Genomic DNA, 18,143 nt, shown 5'->3' with positions numbered 1-18,143 from the left:
ACCCGACAGCACCGCACGCCACCACGAGCCACAGGCCTCCCCAACCGACTGCGCTACTCGCTCGTTTCACTCGCTGTGCTGCTCATCCCTCGCACAGATTTGGCGCGCCATCGGAGCGCGCCAGCGCGCGCCGACAGCAGGTAAGCGTCGTCTCGCGGTCGAGCATCGACTTACAGACACCACCCACGCGGCTGCCCGGCCGGTCGCATGGGGCAGTTCAGTTTCACCGGCCGGAGCTAACTCATGAGTACTGACACCGACAACGAATCCAGTTCGAACAGTTGCAAAGCGCCCGACTCGGACGGCGAAGTAGCCGAGGACATCGCCATCGTGGCCTTCGAGCGGAAGATGGACACGGCTGAGGACATCGTCGACGGTATCGGCGACCGCTACGAATCCATCGACATCCTCGAATACCACGGCGACGTGTTCGAGGAGTACTGGGGCGAATACGACTGCTTCATCGGGCTGATGGCGAGTGGCATCGCGATGCGCAAGACCGCCCACCTGCTCGACGACAAATGGGACGACCCCGCTATCTGTGTCGTCGACGAGGAACTCACGTGGGCCATCCCAATCACCGGCGGCCACCACGGCGCGAATCAGGTCGCCGATGACCTCGCAAGCATGGGTGCGGTGCCGGCGATGACCACAGCCTCGGAGGCCGCGGACAAGCAGGGCGTCGAGAAGCAGGCCAAGGCGCTGGACGCCCACGTCGTCAACGGCGACTCGACCGTGGCGACGAACCTCGCCGTGCTGGACGATGAACTCGGCCCCATCGAGCGCCTCGATGGCCCGAAGGCCGTGCTGGTAGACGACGACGTAACGGTGCTCAAACGCAACACGGACGACGGCGTCGTGCTCGGTTGTGGAAGCGTCGCCGGCGCGGATGTCGAGCAGTTCCACGCGGCTTGGGACCAAGCGCTGGACGAGGCCGACCGTGATCGCGACGACGTGGAGTTCATCGCGACGGGTACCCGGAAAGCCGACGAGGAAGGGATGCTCGCCGCCGCCGAAGAGTGGGGACTGGGCGTCATCGCCTTCGAGAAGGAAACCTTGGAAGAGTTCGAGGGACCGACCCCCTCGCGGTCGAAGGAACTCATCGGCTGGCCGGGCATCGCCGAGGCGTCAGCCATCGCCGCCGGCAGCGAGCACGACCTGCTGGCCGAGAAGACCCGCTACGACGAGGCCGTGACCGTCGCTATTGGACGTTAACCTCGCTTTTTGCCAGCCATTGGGTTTTCGTTCCGTCTTTTCGTCACTGAGCAACTGCTGAATTATTCTTTACAGCGTTGGATAACTGTCTTGAGTTCATATCACTGTACAACTCTGAACTTATTTATTATGTGAGCTTATGGTGACAAATGGCGCATGACAACACTACTCGAAGACAAGGTGGCGGTCGTTACGGGCGGCGCGAGCGGGTTCGGCCGGGCCATCTGCCGGCGGTACGCGGAGCACGGCGCAGACGTTATCGTTGCGGACCGACAGCAGGACCCTCGCGAGGGCGGCGAACCGACCCACGAACTGGTCGAAGCTGAGACCGACCGGACGGCACATTTCGTCGAGTGTGACGTGACCAACCCCGACGATCTGGAGGTGGCCGTCACCGCGGCCGAGGAACTGGGCGGTATCGACATCATGGTCAACAACGCCGGCATCTCCGAGATAGCGGACTTCTACGAGACCACAGAGGAAGACTACGACCGGCTGATGGACGTGAACACGAAGGGCGTGTTCTTCGGTGCGCAGGTCGCGACCGAGGCGATGCGGGAGAACGGCGGCGGCACCGTCATTAACATGTCCAGTTCCGGTGGCATCCGCGGGACTGGCCTGCTGGTCAACTACTGCACCTCGAAAGGCGCAGTCCGGTTGTTCACCTACGCGCTCGCAGACCGCCTGAGCAACTACGATATCCGGGTCAACGCCATCCACCCGGGATACAGCAAGACCCAGATGTTCGAGGACGAGCGCATCGATGACACGACCAAGATGATGCTGAAAGAACTCATCCCCTCGGGCCGCTTCGGCGAACCCGAGGAGATCGCCGACGTGGCGACGTTCCTCGCCAGCGATATGGCTTCCTACGTCAACGGCGAGAGCGTTGTGGTCGACGGCGGGCTGACGAACACCTGACCAGCAGAGCAGGTACAGACGACTTCAGCTACGTGATTACGCGGCAGAGTAGGCTAACTACCGCGTATAAAGAGAAACTATTAGCTCATACGATCTCTCTGCGCGTCCTTTGTCTAACTCGCTGAGCCGACGGTCTGGAGCCTTCGTTGCCCAGGCCACCCCGAAGCTTGCGGAACGGTCGGGTCAGAGACGGCGAAGCCATCGAAAATACCTATTCGACTATTCTTTCCACCTCGCTAAGCGTCTCTGCCGCGTGCTCTCGTATCCGTTCGCCCACCTGTTCGCGCTTTTCTGGTTCGACTCGTTGCTGGAGATAGAGTGATTCTAAGAACGCAATATCGTTCATGAGTTGGTAAAGCGGCCGTCGCTCTTCGAAATCACCGGGAAGTGGCTTGACAGATTCGTATCCAGCTTGGAATGCCCGTGGTACGGCTTCACCGATATCATCATTGGCTTCAAAATACGGCATCACGGTCCGCCAGTAGTCGTATTCCGCTGGAGCAACGAGTGCGTGTTCGAAATCAATGGCGGTAATGCCCCCGTGACTGGTCTGAACGTGGTGTTCGGGGTGCACATCACCGTGGCAGAGAACCGGCTCACCAACCCCATCGAACACGGCTGGATTGTCCTTGAAGAAGGCCTCAACCGTGTCTGTGATACCGGTGTACCCATACCCTGCGAGAAGCGACCGGTGGTATCCCACACGCTCGATTACGCCGTCGACCCAGCGCTTGTGGCTCGTGAGTTCGAGGGTTCCGTCTTGACTTCGGGGCTTTCCGAACCCGTCGAATGCTCCTCTGGTATCAGCATGGAGCGTGCCCAGCCAGACGCCTGCAGCGCGGGCCCACGTTCTATCGACCTGTGGTGACGCCTCCGCAATCTCGCCGTCCCATGTCGTAATATAGTAGTCAGTCCCAACAGCGAGTACGTCGGGCACTCTGGCCGTGGTTTCTGTAGCGATATACTCGTGAACTCGCCCTTCGTCGGCTGCATGCCCCCGCCGGTGGTCATCAATTTTCAAGACGGCGCGTTGGCTACCGAACTGAATCTCGTACACCCGGTAGGGAGGGACGTTGTGTAGTTCACCGATAATTCGACTCTCAACGCTATGCTCTTCTATCGCTTGTTTGACTGCTTCTTTCATAGTTGAAAACCGCTGGCGGGCGGCGACCGACCGGAAGCACAGTGCTGTAGCTCCGGCCAGAAAAGTACATTCAACGCGTAGTATAGGTTACACTAAAAACATTCGAACCTTGATAGAGGTCGTCCAGTAAGCCCGTACCAGTTTGGGCCCCTTTGACAATTTCGCTGGAACAGGACTGGTAGCAGCTCGGTCCGAGCGTTGGAGCGGACGCAGTTCCCTGCTGCTAACATTCTGCGCCTTCGCTTGGACTAGTACAAGCACAATTGTTTTATGCGAAAGCGGCGTTGTACTCACCATGCGCCACAGTATCGAGATTCGACCGGCGGCTCTCGGAGACCCAGGATGAGCAGCGACGGACGCCAGTCGACAGCGGCCGCGGCCGAGGCGACGCGTCCAGCCGACTATGGGACGCTATACGTGGTCGGCATCGGCCCGGGGCTGCCCCACGACATGACCCAGCGGGCCAAAGACGTCATCCAGACCGCCGACTGCATCATCGCCTCGAACCTCTATCAGGAGTTCCTCCGGAAAGACGGGACGCTCCCGCCCCAGTCGGCTGAACTCGACGGCGAGACCGACGACGGCGAAATCGCCGACGAGGAAGGGGCTGTGCTGGAACGACCCGACGGCAGCCGGCAGACCCTCATCCGCTCGTCGATGGGCAAGCAGGTCGAACTGGCCCGCGAGGCCTTCGAGCGCGTGCGGGCCGGCGAAGACATCGCCCACGTCTCCGGCGGCGACCCGAACGTCTACGGGAAGTCCGACCTGCTGTTCACGATGGCCGACGCCGACGACGCCGACGACGTCCCCATCGAGATCGTCCCGGGTGTGACCGCGGCGCTGTCGGGCGCGGCGAACCTCGGCGCGCCGTTGTCGAACGATTTCTGTACGATTTCGCTGTCTGACAAGTGGCGCGGCTGGGACGAGATCGAGGAGAAGCTCCGGGCGGCCGCGATCAGCGGCTTCGTCGTCGTCCTCTACAACTGCTGGCGCGACTACGAGCGGGCGGTCGACGTGTTGCGGGAGGAGCGGGCCGACGACGTGCCCGCCGCCATCGTCAACGACTCCGGCCGCGGGGAAGCCGGCCGGAACCTCGACGACGAGACGGAGACCATCACGACGCTCGGTGAACTGCCCGAGCACGACGACAAGGTCGGCGGCATGGGCTCGTCCATCGTCGTCGGCACCCACGAGACCGAAGTCTGGCGCAACGACTACCAGGAGTTCCTCGTCACCCCGCGCGGCGGGCGTGACGTCGACGATTTCTGACAATGAGCACTGACAACACTACCGACGCAAGTACCGAGACAGAATCGAAGTGCGGCGCGAGCGAGGCGCGTAGCGCCTCGGAAAGCGCGAGCGGCACCGCCGCGAGCGAAGCAGAGACCGATACCGCCTCCAAGTGCGGTGCGAGTTCTGCGAGTTCGTCGACGGAAACAACGCCGGACACAGGTGACGACAGCGCCTCGAAGTGTGGCGCGTCATCATCGTCCTCGTCGTCTTCGTCCAGCAGTAGCTCCTGTGGGGCGTCCTCATCTAGTGAATCGGACGAGGAGGAGGTCGGCTCGACCGTCGACGACTTCGACGCCGAACCGGGCCGGCTCATCGCCGTCGGCCTCGGTCCCGGGCAGCCGGAGGGAATGACCGCCCGCGCCCGCTCCGCGCTGCTGGACGCCGAACACATCGTGGGCTACACGACCTACGTCGAACTGCTCCCCGACGAGATCACCGACGGAGCCGACGATATCTACAACACGCCGATGTGCGGTGAAGTGTCCCGAACCGAGGAGGCTATCGACCGCGCGCTGGCGGGCAACGACGTGGCCATCATCGGCAGCGGCGACCCGAACGTGTACGCGCTGGCCGGCCTCGCACTGGAAATCATAGAGTCGAAGGGCGCAACGGCGACGATGCTCGACTTCGACGTCGTTCCGGGCGTCCCGGCGGCCCAGTCCTGTGCGGCCCGCGTCGGCGCGCCGCTGGTCAACGACACCGTCTCCATCTCGCTGTCGGACCACCTCACCGACATGCCGACCATCGAGTCCCGACTCCACGCCGCCGCCAAGGAGGGCTTTACCATCACTATCTACAACCCGTGGAGCCGCAAGCGCCGGGACAACTACGAGAAGTGCTGTGAGATCCTGCTGGAACACCGCGACCCCGAGACGCCCGTCGGCGTCGTCCACGCCGCCGGCCGCGAGGACGAACAGGTCGAGATCGTCGAACTCGGCGAACTGCCCGAACTCGGCGAGACAGACCTCGTCGACATGACCACCACCCTGCTCGTGGGCAACGAGGACACCTACGTCTGGGACGACCGGATGGTGACCCCGCGGGGCTACGAGACCAAGTACGACTACTAATGTACCGAATCACTATCGACCGCGACGCCTGCGACGGGGTCTTCGCCTGTCTCGTCCGCGACGGGCGGTTCGCCGAGGACGGCGAGGGGCTGGCGACGCTCGACACAGAGGGGCCGACCGAACTGGAAGTCGACAACGCCCACGCCGTCGCGGCGGCGTTCGACGACGACCGGCGGGACGACGCCGAGCAGGCCGCCGCGGCCTGTCCGCTGGACGCGATTCACGTCGAATCCGTCGAGGATGACGCGGGAGCCGTCGACGCGCCGGCGAGTGACACTGAGGAGGTCCAGCCATGAGCGTCGAGACCGGCGCGCCGACGGACATGCTCGCGGCCCACCCCGAGACGGCGTACTTCTGGGGGCGGGTCGCCGGCGACGGCGAGTGCGAGGACGGCTGTGTCACCGTCCGGACCAACGACGAAACGGCCGCCCGGCGGCTCGCGTCCGTCGCCGGGGCGGAGCGGGCCGACCGCCGCATCGTCGAGCGAGCCTACGCCCACGACACCTCGATTACGCGCACAGAAGAGGAGTTCACGGTGCAGGTAGTCGGCGGCCTCGCCGACCGCGCCAGCGCCGCGCTCGGCCTGCCGTTCGACGGCGATTCGGGCGGCTACCGATTCGACGCGCTGGCCGATTACGACCGCCAGCTCCTCCGCGGGCTACTTGAAGGCTGTGGCACGGTGTGTTTCAAGTCCGACGACGAGGCGGTCGGCATCTCCTTCGTCCACAGCGACGAGCGACTCCTCCGGACGATCCAGACGCTGCTCGACCGCTGCCCGGTCGACGCGCCCTACGACGACCTCTCGGAGACGTCTTCGGGCTACTGGTTCGGCGTGGACGACGACGCGGCACCTGTCCTCGGCGACTGGCTATACGAGGGCAGCGAGGAGACGGGGCTGTTCGCCCCGAGCCGCCGGCGCAAGCTTCGGAAAAGCATCGAACGAGTCCGATGAGCGAAGCCATTTCCGCACCCGAGACGCTGGACGACGAAGCGGTGCTGCTGGTCGGCCACGGCTCCCGGCGCGAGAAGTCCAACGAACAGGTCCGCGACCTTGCGGTCGAACTGGAGGGCCGACTCGGCATCCCGGTTGACGCGGCCTTTCTCGAACTGGCTGAGCCGGCCATCGACGAGGCCATCTCCGGGCTAGCCAGAGCCGTTTCGGAGGTGTCGGTGGTTCACCTCTCCCTGTTTGCCGCCAGTCACGTCAAAAACGACGTACCGCTGGCTGTTGAGCAGGCCCGCGAGGCCCACCCTGAACTGACCATCAACAACGGCGCGCACCTCGGCGTCCACCCGGCGCTGCTGGACCTGCTGGATGACCGCGCGGCGGCCGTTGAGACCGAACTCGGCGTCGACCGGGAGGAGGATGAAGTAGCCGCCGTCGTCTGCGCCCGCGGGTCCAGCGACCCGGACGCCAACGCCGACGTGCACAAGCTCGCCCGGCTGCTGTACGAGGGGCGCGAGTTCTCGCGGGTCGAGGCGTCGTTCATCGGCGTCACCGAGCCGCTGCTTGACGATACGCTGCACGATATCGCCAAGACGCGACCCGATGCCGTCGTCGTCATCCCGTACATGCTCGGGGACGGCGTGTTGACCGGCCGCATCAAGGACGGCGCACGCGAGTTCGACGAGGAGTACCCCTACGTCGACGCCGCACCGGGCGAACCGCTCGGGACCGACACGCGCCTGCTGGACGTGCTGGGCGACCGCTGGCAAGAAGCACGGACCGGGAGCGTCGAGATGTCCTGTGATACCTGCAAGTACAAGGTCGAGCTCGACGGCTACGAGGAGGACCAGGGCGGCGCTCGCGCCATGCTGCGAGCGTTGACCCACCAGGCCGAACACGCCGACCGTGAGAACGTCGACGACGACCCGCACGTCCACGACGCCCCAGAGAAACACGTCGCGGTCTGTACGAACCAGACCTGCGCCCAGGACGGCGCGCCGGCGGTCCTCGAACGACTGCGTCAGGCCGCCCGCGACAGCGACCAGTGTGACGCCCGCATCACGCGGTCGTCGTGTCTCGGCCGCTGTGGCGAGGGCCCGATGGTCGCCGTCTACCCCGACGGCGTCTGGTACGGCGGCGTCGAAGACGAGGACGCCGCCGAAATCGTCTCCACACATCTGGACCGTGACCGCATCGTAAGCGAACTCGTCGATCAGACCCTTTGAAAATACACACCCGATTTAATACACACATGAGCTGCTACGAAATCGAGGCCCTCCGACTGGGCCTCATGAACGTTCTCGGTACCGAAGACGACCACGCGCGCCAGCACGCGGAACAGGAGCTGGAGGGCCACATGACCGGCCCGATAGAGGCCCTCGCCGGCGCGGAAACCCTCGCCGCCATCGAGCGCCACCTCGATGCCGCGCTCGTAGATCTCGAAGAGGAGATCGCCGCAACCCCCGAAGACGATCCGGAGTATGACTACCTCCGGGGGCGACTTGTCGCGGTCCGCGACGCCGAGCGGGCGGTATCGCGCATCACCATGCAGGGCGAGGATGTCCTCGCCGGACTCGGTGAGGCCCACAACGTGCTCCACGAGGCCTTCCCGGTCGATGAGTAGCCAGTGCGCTCCGACCGCCGACCTCGGGGATGTAGCGCCGGCCCGCTCGCGCCATCAGGGCCGCCGCTCGGCGGTCACGCTGACCGACGGGCTCGCGGTCGTCGGCACTGCTGACGGGGATCTACAGGCGTTCGACGTGTCGGCTGACTCCGGCCCGCCACACCGACGCTGGCAGTACGACACGGACGGCGAGCCGAGCGTCGTTGTGGCGGTGTCCTTCGACGGCGGCGTCGTCGTTGGCGAACGCAGTGCTCGCGGCGAAATTCGCTGCCACGATGCCGATGGCGACCTGCGATGGCGGTACGAAACAAGGACGGATCTGGGCGAGGCTCAGCAGGATACCAGATTTCTGCTTCCCTTCGTCGCCAGCCTCGCCACCGACGGTGACCGCTGCTACGCCGCCGCCCGGCGGTACGAACGTCGGACAGACGAGGCTGGGACCGACCTCCGCCACTTCGAGAGCGTCGTCTACGCCTTCGGACCTGACGGCACTGTCGACTGGACCTATCAGACCGACGGCTCGCCGATCTCGCTCGACGCTGACGAAAACCGCGTCGCAGTCGCGTACAACCGGTGTCCCGGCGACCACCAGCACGGCCTCGTCGTCCTCGACGCCGACGGCGGCGACCCGCGCTGGATGTGGGACCCAGGGACCGACGGCCAGCGGCGCGTCGGCGACGTGGCCCTGCTGGCCGACGGCGCTGTCGCCTCCAGCCACGGCGACTACTGCGGCTACCGGCTCGACAGCGGCGGCCGGGAGCGCTGGCGGGTCCCGCTGGCGACCCCGACCGACGTGGACGGGGATACCGTCTACGCGTACCCGAATCACGTCCACGCGACCGAGGCGGGTGCGGTGTTCGTCACCGGGAATACGTATCCAGAGGAGGGCCGCGAGACCGACGCTCGCCACCCGGACGAGCATACCGCAATCGGCGTCTCGCTCGATGGCGACTGCCGCTGGGACGCGCCTGTGGGCGGCTTCGCTAGCGGGCTGGGCACCGACGGCTCGCTGCTTGCCGTTCCCGGCGCACAGAACTTCCGGGACCGCGACGCCGACGACCACGCCCTGCGGTTGTTCGACGTCGCAGACGGGCCCGTCGACACGCTGGACACCGACGGCGTCGTGACGGCGGCCGCAGTCGACGACGGAACCGCTGTTGCCGTCGAAGAACCGGTCGTCTACCACGACGAGGGCCACGAGCGTGGCGCGTACCGGTTGCATCGAGTCGGGACAAGAAGTAGCACGACCCAGTCCCGTCGTTGACGCATTGATATGGCGATCTGGACCGGTAGGGGTCCGAAATGCCGATTTTTCACTCGGACATAGTGCCCTCAGTTTGGCTCTGGTTACTGTGTTATGTGGTGTCAAACTAACCGTCCGTTAGCCGTAGCGTCCCGGTATGGGTGCCTACTATGGCCAATGACACAGATGTGGACCATGAGGAGGAACCAGCGGACGCTGACTCTGTGGCCGACGACGAGAGCGCCGTCGACGACCATCCGACCGAGCGCGAGCGGGAGTTCGCACAGATGCAGCGCCGACTCGACGAGCGGGAGATGGGCCTCGACCAGCGGAGCGCGGAACTCGACCGCCGCGGGGAGCAGATTGACGCCCGCGAGGAGGAGCTCGACCGGCGAGAGACGGAACTGGACGAGCGGGAGTACCGGCTCGACGAACGCGAAGCTGCCCTCGATGACCGGGAGACCGATCTCGACGAGCGCGAGGCCGAACTGACGGAGTACGACGCGCAACTGTCCGAGCGCGCCGAGGAACTCGACGAGCACGAGGAGACGCTGAACACCTATCTCTCGGGACAGATGTCGGACCTGGAGGAGTCGATCACTGGGACGATGCACGACGCGCTGGACCGGTACGAGGCGGACCGAGCCGGTCGGTTCGGCCCGACTGGCACGATGCTCGTCGGACTGGCCGGCGTGGCGCTCGTCGTCGCCGGCATCGGATTCGGCGCGCTGGCATCGGCCGGCACGGCCCCGTTCAGCGTCGGCGGGACGACGGCGAACCTCGTTCTCGCCGCTGTTGTCGGTATCGTCGGGCTGGCGCTGAATCTCGGGACGGTCGCCGGAAAAATCTGAGCCGCGTCGTCGTCAGTCTGCTGTCGCGGGATAGTCCAAGTCGTCCGTGGCTGGGACATCACTGCCCCCGAGCCACGCGTGAACCCCTGCGATGGTGGCCCACAGCACTAGCTGGCCGAACACGACCGTCCAGCGGTAGGCCGCGACGAGCGCGGCGGGCACGTCGCCGTGGACCGGGTTTGCGGGTGCGAGCGCGACTGGAACCGCAAGCAGTGCGAGCGGTAGCGCTGTCGCCCCGAGCCGAACGGCGGTGTGGTGATGCTCCGTCCGCTGATACGCAAGCCCGGCGAGCACTGCGACCAGCGCGCCCAGCGCCATCAGGCCGGCGTACCAGGCGAGGCGCGTCTCTGTCCCGAGCGCCTGCTCGACGCCCGGCGGCTGTGGCGGCAGGACGAGCCACGGCGCGCCGGAGACGGTGAGAAACCCGGCTCCCGCGAGCGCCAGCCGCTTCGTCGCCCCCGAGCCGGGGATCGCCGGTTCGAGGAAGAAGTATGCCAGCCCGAAGGCCGCGATGCCGAACAGCAGGCCCCAGAGGACGCCGCCGCCGATGCTCGCGACGGTCGTCGTGAGTTCGGAGACGACGGGGCCGCCCCCGCCGTGGCTGTGTTCGAACGTCTCTAGCCCGGCGGTGAAGGCGTTCCCGACCGTCGCGACGAACAGGCCGTAGACAAGCCCGCCCGCCACGCCGGCCACCGCGCCGCGTTCGAGGTAATCAGTCGCCATCAGTGGCAGGTGATGCCTGCGCTGTGCCGGAAGTTGTGCAGCGAGTCGTGCAACATCGGGTCCTGCACGAACAGTAGCGTGAAGCCAAGCGCAGCCACTAGCGCGACGGCGATGGCGATCTGCGGTCCGGTCAGCGACGCTCTAGCGCGCTCGATACGGTCGTACACGCTGTCCGTGGCGCGTGCGGTGTCTGTGTCGTCCTGCATTGAAATCTCATTTGTCTTAAGAACAAGTAAGATTGTAAAACTTCCGCCTCACACTATCGTTCGCCCGCCACCGCGTCGACGCGTTCGGCGGTCAGCGCGTCCAGCGGGACGACCGACGCGTCCGTTTCGTCTGCGACGAGGTCGAGTAATCCGGCACGACTCCCCTCCCCGGCGTCCACGACGACGGTCCTGTCGACCGCTTCGCCGAGCGTTCGCGCCGCGCTTCTGGTCGCCGCGACCGGGCTCCCGTCGGCGGTGTTTGCCCGGCCGTCAGTCACGACAACGACGACGCCGGCGTCCGGGTTGGCCCGGTCGAGCACTTCGGAGGCGGCTGTCAGCCCGTCCGGCAGCGGCGTCCGGTCGCCGGTCGGGAGGTCCTTCAGATGGCGTGCCGCAAGCGAAACGCTGTCGGTCGGCGGCAAGACTACGTCCGCGCCCTCGCCGGCGAAGGTGACGAAGGCGACCTGATCGCGGGCCTGATAGGCGTCTTTCAGCAGCTCCAGTACGGTACCCTTCGCGGCTTTCATCGCCGGGCGCATCGACGCGCTCGCGTCGACGGCGAACACTACCAGCGTCTCCGCGTCGCCTGCACGAACGGACTTCCGGAGATCCCGTGATTCGACGCGACCGCTCCCGCGACTAGCCGCCGCTCGGACCGACGCCGCGGCGTCAACCTCGTCGCCGCGGCCGGCGCGCTCGGTGCGGACCGTTGCGCCGCGTTTCGTCCCCGTCGCGCTCGCGCGGCCGCTCGCCGTTCTGCCGTCCGTGTCGACCGTCGGGGCGTCCACGTCAGGTGCGCCGCTGTCGCCGACTGCGGCGCGGGATTGGCCCGGTAGCAGCGGGGTGGCGCTTTCGGGGTCCTCGGACTGGTCGGTGTCCCCCTCCTCACCGCCGTCTTCAGCCGCTCCCTCGTCGTCGCCGGCTTCGGCCTCCTGCCGCTCGCCGTCGCTGTCGGCCGATGCGGGCGTCGGCTGGTCGCCGTGCTCGCCCGCCTCGTCGTCGCCATCCTCGCCGGATTGTTCCCCGTCGTCCGGCCGCTGCTCTTGCTGGTCGTCCCCCTCGCTGGCCTCTCCGTCACTGCCGTCGTCCGCCGACTCGCCGCCAGTCTCGTCCCCGCCGTCGCCGTCCGCTTCGCTTTCCTCATCACTGCTCTCCCCGTCTTCGGCGGACTCCTCCTCCGACTCGTCCTCCTCATCCTCGAAGTGGTCGTCGAGCACGTCGTCCACATCCGGTGCGTCCTCGAACGGCTGAGAGGTAAGCCGGTGGGGGAGCGCGAACTCGGCGGCGCGCTCGATGTCCGATTCGAGGACTGTCGTCCGCCCGTCCAGCGCGGCAAACGTCCGGGCCGCCCGCGCCGTGGCGATGTCGCCACGGTGGCCGTCGAGGCCGGCGTCCCGGCAGAGTTCGGCGATCTGCTCGCGGAACTCGCGGGCGAGGTCCACTTCCGGAAAGAGTTCGCGGGCGGTCCGCAGTCGCTCGCCCGGGTCGCGCTTGTCGGACTCGGGGTCGGTCTGTGTCTCCGCGTCGCCCTCCCCGAGCGCCTGGTCGATGATGGCGACGCGGTCGTCTATGTCTTCACAGGCGCTGACCTCGGTCTGGAGGGCGAAGCGGTCACGCAACTGCGGGCGCAGGTCGCCCTCCTCGGGGTTCATCGTCCCGACGAGCGTGAACTCGGCGGGGTGGGTGACAGTGACGCCGTCGCGCTCGACGCGGTTCCGGCCGCTCGCGGCGGCGTCGAGTAGTACGTCCACGAGGTGGTCGTCCAGCAGATTCACCTCGTCCACGTAGAGAATACCGCGGTTCGCACGGGCGAGCAGGCCGGGATCGAACTCGTGGTCGCCGTCGAGCGCGTCGGCCACCGACAGCGTGCCGACGACGCGGTCCCGGGTCGCGCCGAGCGGGAGCGTCACGAGCGGAACCGAACGGGTTTCGACCGGCGGGTCTGAGCGTGTCCGGCAGTCCTCGCACTGCTCGTCGGGGCGGTCGGGCAGACAGCCGTAGGGGCAGTCCGCGACGGCGCGCTGCTGGGGGAGCAGGTCGGCGAGGCCGCGCACGGCCGTCGATTTCGCCGTCCCCTTTTCGCCGCGGACCAGCAGGCCGTCGAGGTCATCGTCCGTCGCGACCGCCAGCAGGCCGTCCTTGAGGTCGCGCTGGCCCACCACGGCCGTGAACGAGGCCCCCTGCGAAGCTTTTTTGCCCGCGCCGAATACAACCATACTTGTATTAGTGCAAACGGAGATTTAATAACGTTATGCCACAGCTAGGACTCTACACCGCGACGGAGAACGAACTCGGGGCCGTCCAGCGGGCCGCGGGCGAGGTCGACGCCGACCTCGTCGTGCGCTCGGAGAGCGACCTCGACGACGAGCCAGCGGTCGAGGCGTTCGTCGATGAACTGACCGACGCCGACGCCGTCATCCTCTGGCTCCACGGGGCCGAGGACAGCATGCCCGGCTACGACCTCGCCGTCGAGCGGCTGCGCGAGGCCGGCGTCCCGCTCGTGGTGAAAGCGACGGGTGACGCCTTCGCCTTCGAGGACACGTCGGTCCCAGACGAGCACCGCGACACCGTCTACGACTACCTCGACAAGGGCGGGGCGAGCAACGTCGCCAACTGCGTCCGCTACCTCGTCGCGCAGTACGGCGACGCCGACCCCTCGTACGACGACCCGGTGACACTGCCGACAGAGGGCGTCTACCATCCTGCTCATCCCGGCGCGAGCATAGAGGACCTGCGGGCGACGTTCGACTCGACGAAACCGACGGTCGCCGTGTGGTTCTACGAATCGCACTGGACCCACGAGAACACCCGGTACGTCGACGCGCAGGTCCGCGCCATCGAGGCGCAGGGCGCGAACGCGCTCCCGATTTTCTGTGAGCCAGCAACCGACGCCGAGGGCCAGTGGAACGCCGAGCAGGTCACAGAGGAGTGGTTGCTGGATGCTGAGGGCAATCCACTCGTCGATGCGGTCTGCTCGTCGTTCATGTTCTCGCTGTCGATGGACGAACGCGGCCGCAGCGCCGACGACGAGGGCCAGGACGCGGAGGACGTGTTCCTCGATAAACTCGGTGTTCCAGTCATCCAGACCGTGACGACAATGCGCTCGCGCTCGCGCTACGACAGCAGCGACACCGGCGTGATGGGCTTCGAACTCGCGCTCTCGGTCGCGCTACCGGAGTTCGACGGCAACGTCATCACCCACCCCATCTCTGGCAAGGAGCGTACCGACGACGACGCCGGCATCGGAAGCGCACCGAAGCAGCACTTCCCCATAGACGACCGCATCGACCACGTCGCGCGCCTCGCTGTCAACTGGGCCGAACTGCGCCACACACCGAACGACGAGAAGCAGGTCGCCGTCGTCCTGCACAACTATCCGCCCAGCGACGACGGCATCGGGACGGCGTTCGGGCTGGACTCGCCCGAGAGCACGGTGAATCTCTTGGAGGAACTTGACGCTCGTGGCTACGACCTCGGTGACACGATGCCCGATAGCGGCCAGTCGCTCGTCGAACGCCTCACTGCTCAGCTAACACTGGACGACCGCTGGGTCGCCCCCGAGGACGTGCGCGAGCTGAGCGCCGACACTGTCTCACCGGATCAATACGGCGATTGGTTCGAGACGCTCGACGCGGACTTCCGCGAGAACGTCGTCGAGGAGTGGGGCGACCCACCTGACCGCCCGTTTGCGATTCCCGGTGTGGAGTTCGGCAACGTCCTCGTGACGGTCCAGCCCCCGCGCGGGTTCGGCATGGACCCATCGAAGGTGTACCACGACTCGGACCTCCAGCCGCCCCACGACTACGTCGCGTTCTACCGCTGGCTCCGCAACAGCTACGAGACGGATGCCGTCGTCCACCTCGGGACTCACGGCAGTCTGGAGTGGCTTCCGGGCAAGACCGTCGGGCTGGACGGCGAGAGCGCGCCGGACCAGCTCATCGACGACATCCCGAACGTCTACCCCTACATCGTCAACAACCCCGGCGAAGGGACCCAGGCGAAACGCCGCTCCTACGCCGCCATCGTCGACTACCTGACGCCGGTGATGGCCAACGCCGGGACCTACGACGACCTCGCCGACCTGGAGGAACTGGCCGACCGCTACCGCGAGGCCGGCATGGAGGACGCCCGGACCGACGACGGCGAACACCTCGCCGAGCAGATCCGCCAGACCGTTGATGAACTCGACCTCGCCGTGGAACTCGGCATCGCTGGCGAGATCGACGAGAAAGCCGACGTACGCGGTCCCGACGAGGCCGGGTCGACGCTCGCGGAGGGCGACGTGGACGGCGACGACCTCGACATCGACGCCCTCGTCGAGCGCGTCCACGAGTACCTCACCGACGTGAAGACGACCCAGATCCGCAAGGGCCTGCACACGATGGGCGAACCGCCGGCCGACGACCGGCTTATCGACTACCTGGTCGCGCTGACTCGGCTCGAAAACCCCGGCGCGCCCTCGCTCCGCGAGAGCGTCGCGGGCGTGCTCGGCGTCGACTACGACAAACTCCGGAACGCCCCCGGCGAGTACGACGAGACGCTGGGGATGACCTACGCCGAGGCCGCCGACCACGTCCACGAGACCAGCAAAGACCTCGTCCGGACGCTGGCCGAGCACGACTTCGACGTGCCCGAGAGCGAACTCGAAGACAGCAGTTCGGAGGTGAACATGAATCTCCTCGTCGTGGATATCGAACCGCTCGGCGATGCGCGCGTGCGGTCGGGCGCACACGACGACCTCCGCGAGGCGCTGGCCTACATCTGCGAGGAGGCCGCTCCGCGGGTAGCCGGCGCGGCCGACGAAATCCCGCGGACCGCTGACGCGCTGGCCGGCGAGTACGTCCCGCCGGGCGGCTCCGGCGCGCCGACCCGCGGCGGCGTCGACCTGCTCCCCACAGCCAGGAACTTCTACACGCTGGACCCGCGGAAGGTCCCGGCCAAGACGGCCTGGGACGTGGGCAGCGAGGTCGCCGACGGCGTGCTGGAGCGTCACGAAACCGACGAGGGCGAGTACCCCGAGGAGATCGGCGTCGTCGTCTGGGGCACGCCGACAGTCCGGACCCGCGGTGAGACCATCGCGCAGGTGCTCGCGCTGATGGGCGTCGAACCGGTCTGGTCTGACGCCGGCCGCGTTGAGGACGTGGAACCGATTCCGCTGGACGAACTCGGTCGCCCGCGCATCGACGTGACGACCCGAGTCTCCGGGCTGTTCCGCGACGCCTTCCCGGCGGCCGCGGGGGTCGTCCACGACGCGGTCGACGCCGTTGTCGACCTCGACGAACCCCACGAGATGAACTACGTGAAGAAACACGTCGAGGAGGAGACCGAGGACCTCGTCGCCGACGGGATGGACGAGGGTGACGCCGAGAGTGCGGCAAAACACCGCGTCTTTACCACTCGCCCCGGCGGGTACGGGGCTGGGACGAACAAAGCCGTCGACGAGGGCAACTGGGACGACCGTTCGGACCTCGCCGACGTGTATGTCCAGTGGGGCGGCTACGCAATGGGCTCGCGGGGCCGCGTCAGCGATGCTCACGACGCCTTCGAGCGCCGCCTCTCCTCCGTCGACGCGACGGTCAAAATCGAGGACACCGCCGAGCAGGACGAGTTCGACTCCTCGGACTGGTACGCCTTCCACGGCGGCTTCATCTCCGCGGTCACGGAAATCGCCGGCGAGGAGCCGAATTCCTACGTAGGTGATTCATCGGACCCGGACAACGTCGACGTGTACACCAACGAGGAGAAGGTCCGGAAGGCGATGCGTGCCCGCGTCCTCAACCCTTCGTGGCTCGACTCGATGGAGGAACACGGCTACAAGGGTGCTGGCGACCTCTCGACGACGGTCGACGTGGTGCTTGGCTGGGACGCGACGACCGACGTGGTCAGCGACACCCTCTGGGACGACGTGGCCGAGCGCTACGCCTTCGATGAGGACCGACAGGACTGGCTCCGGGACGTGAACCCCTGGGCGCTGGATTCGATCACCGACACGCTGCTGGAAGCTATCGACCGCGGGCTCTGGGACGCCGACGACGAGACCCGCGACCGCCTGCGAGACCTGAACCTGGAGGTCGACGGTGACCTGGAAGCCCGCGCCGGTACTGGTCCCGGCAGCGACTCGACGGAGGTGACCTCAGATGACGACTAACACAGACGATGCGACAGACGGCAAGGCGAACAGCGAGGACGACTTCGAGGAGTACGCCGACCTCGGCGCGACCACCTCGAACGCGATGGACATCGCGGAGACGTCGATGGACCGCGTGCGCAAACTCGTGCCGGACGAGACGCTTGCCGACCGGATTCGCCAGAAGTCCGTCCACGCGACCGGCGACCCCGAGTTCCAATATCTGATGCGGTTTACTGGGGCGGACGATGATGAACCGATTCGTGCGGGGGCGCGGGCCGTCCTCGACGAACAGCCCATCGTCACCGACATCACGATGGTCAAGGCCGGCATCACCGGCCGCGGCCACGACTGTCCGGTCCAGAAGGCCATCGGCAACGGCGCGGAGCTGGCCGCCGAAACCGGGATGACCCGAACGGCTGCATCGGTGCTCGAACTCGACAAGCAGGGCGTCTACGACGGCGCTATCGCAGTCGTCGGGAACGCACCAACGGCCGCACTCGCTCTGGCAGACTGTATCGAGGACGGGACACGTCCGGCGGTCGTCGTCGCCACGCCGGTCGGCTTCGTCAAGGCCGCTGAGAGCCGAAAGCGGCTCCGGGGGGTAGCCGCCGAGCACGGCGTTCCGACCATCACGAACGTCGGCCGCCGCGGCGGGAGCGGGCTGGCCGCCGGGCTGACGAACGAACTGGTGCACGTTGCGTCGGACGTGCGCGAGGGTGTGGTCGATCTATGACCACACCCTCGGAACGAGCGAGCGGGGAGGAACGACCCGCGAGC

16 protein-coding genes are annotated in these 18,143 nt (G+C 66.5%); 12 read left to right on the top strand and 4 right to left on the bottom strand.

Translation table 11 applies throughout. From position 1 onward, the window contains the following. Positions 1-243 precede the first annotated feature (243 nt). Both cbiG and C444_RS16365 read left to right on the top strand, forming a co-directional pair. Positions 244-1,215, top strand: a complete 972-nt coding sequence (gene cbiG, locus C444_RS16370; RefSeq protein ID WP_004594128.1) for a cobalt-precorrin 5A hydrolase — start codon at positions 244-246, stop codon at positions 1,213-1,215. Between the two features lie 156 nt (positions 1,216-1,371). Further along, positions 1,372-2,136 (top strand): SDR family oxidoreductase, encoded by a 765-nt coding sequence (locus tag C444_RS16365; protein ID WP_004594127.1) that lies wholly within the window; start codon positions 1,372-1,374, stop codon positions 2,134-2,136. A 211-nt stretch (positions 2,137-2,347) separates the two neighbouring features. Here C444_RS16365 and C444_RS16360 read toward each other — a convergent pair whose 3' ends face one another. Then, complete coding sequence (locus C444_RS16360; protein ID WP_004594126.1) at positions 2,348-3,280, bottom strand: phosphotransferase; 933 nt, start codon at positions 3,278-3,280, stop codon at positions 2,348-2,350. Positions 3,281-3,622: 342 nt separating this feature from the next. Here C444_RS16360 and C444_RS16355 point away from each other — a divergent pair, with 342 nt between their 5' ends. The 8 genes from C444_RS16355 (at position 3,623) to C444_RS16320 (ending at position 10,307) form a co-directional block, all read left to right on the top strand. Continuing rightward, positions 3,623-4,549, top strand: a complete 927-nt coding sequence (locus tag C444_RS16355; protein WP_004594125.1) for a precorrin-3B C(17)-methyltransferase — start codon at positions 3,623-3,625, stop codon at positions 4,547-4,549. A 2-nt stretch (positions 4,550-4,551) separates the two neighbouring features. Next, the gene (gene cobJ / locus C444_RS16350) at positions 4,552-5,643 is read left to right on the top strand and encodes a precorrin-3B C(17)-methyltransferase (RefSeq protein ID WP_004594124.1); all 1,092 of its coding nucleotides are present in this window, start codon (positions 4,552-4,554) and stop codon (positions 5,641-5,643) included. Next, positions 5,643-5,939 (top strand): ferredoxin, encoded by a 297-nt coding sequence (locus tag C444_RS16345; protein WP_004594123.1) that lies wholly within the window; start codon positions 5,643-5,645, stop codon positions 5,937-5,939. The genes cobJ and C444_RS16345 overlap by 1 nt, the downstream gene beginning before the upstream one ends. After that, on the top strand, positions 5,936-6,595 hold the full coding sequence (locus C444_RS16340) for a hypothetical protein (RefSeq protein ID WP_004594122.1): 660 nt from the start codon (positions 5,936-5,938) through the stop codon (positions 6,593-6,595). The genes C444_RS16345 and C444_RS16340 overlap by 4 nt, the downstream gene beginning before the upstream one ends. Next, entirely contained in the window at positions 6,592-7,815 is a 1,224-nt protein-coding gene (locus C444_RS16335; protein WP_004594121.1) for a CbiX/SirB N-terminal domain-containing protein, read from the top strand. The genes C444_RS16340 and C444_RS16335 overlap by 4 nt, the downstream gene beginning before the upstream one ends. A gap of 26 nt (positions 7,816-7,841) precedes the next feature. Then, entirely contained in the window at positions 7,842-8,213 is a 372-nt protein-coding gene (locus C444_RS16330) for a DUF3209 family protein (protein ID WP_004594120.1), read from the top strand. Continuing rightward, positions 8,206-9,477 carry an outer membrane protein assembly factor BamB family protein gene (locus C444_RS16325; RefSeq protein WP_004594119.1) on the top strand — a complete coding sequence of 424 codons (1,272 nt, stop codon included), beginning with the start codon at positions 8,206-8,208 and terminating at the stop codon, positions 9,475-9,477. The genes C444_RS16330 and C444_RS16325 overlap by 8 nt, the downstream gene beginning before the upstream one ends. Positions 9,478-9,626: 149 nt before the next feature. Next, positions 9,627-10,307, top strand: coding sequence for an Rnase Y domain-containing protein (locus C444_RS16320; protein ID WP_004594118.1), 681 nt, complete (start codon positions 9,627-9,629; stop codon positions 10,305-10,307). Positions 10,308-10,319: 12 nt separating this feature from the next. Here C444_RS16320 and C444_RS16315 read toward each other — a convergent pair whose 3' ends face one another. The 3 genes from C444_RS16315 to C444_RS16305 are packed head-to-tail and all read right to left on the bottom strand — an operon-like array spanning position 10,320 to position 13,452. Next, positions 10,320-11,030 (bottom strand): CbtA family protein, encoded by a 711-nt coding sequence (locus tag C444_RS16315; protein ID WP_004594117.1) that lies wholly within the window; start codon positions 11,028-11,030, stop codon positions 10,320-10,322. Continuing rightward, entirely contained in the window at positions 11,030-11,236 is a 207-nt protein-coding gene (locus C444_RS16310; RefSeq protein ID WP_004594116.1) for a CbtB domain-containing protein, read from the bottom strand. Before C444_RS16310 ends, C444_RS16315 begins: the two co-directional genes overlap by 1 nt. A gap of 53 nt (positions 11,237-11,289) precedes the next feature. After that, positions 11,290-13,452 (bottom strand): VWA domain-containing protein, encoded by a 2,163-nt coding sequence (locus tag C444_RS16305; RefSeq protein WP_004594115.1) that lies wholly within the window; start codon positions 13,450-13,452, stop codon positions 11,290-11,292. A gap of 35 nt (positions 13,453-13,487) precedes the next feature. On the opposite strand from C444_RS16305, the gene cobN reads away from it, so the two are divergent. Together cobN and C444_RS16295 are read left to right on the top strand one after the other, a co-directional pair. Further along, complete coding sequence (gene cobN / locus C444_RS16300; protein WP_004594114.1) at positions 13,488-17,384, top strand: cobaltochelatase subunit CobN; 3,897 nt, start codon at positions 13,488-13,490, stop codon at positions 17,382-17,384. Next, complete coding sequence (locus C444_RS16295; protein WP_004594113.1) at positions 17,374-18,099, top strand: precorrin-8X methylmutase; 726 nt, start codon at positions 17,374-17,376, stop codon at positions 18,097-18,099. The genes cobN and C444_RS16295 overlap by 11 nt, the downstream gene beginning before the upstream one ends. The last annotated feature ends 44 nt before the right edge of the window (positions 18,100-18,143 follow it).

The organism is Haloarcula japonica DSM 6131 (assembly GCF_000336635.1).
GTDB lineage: Archaea > Halobacteriota > Halobacteria > Halobacteriales > Haloarculaceae > Haloarcula > Haloarcula japonica.
The sequence above is the reverse complement of the archived record's forward strand: the minus strand, read 5'-3'. Positions and strand labels throughout refer to the sequence as shown.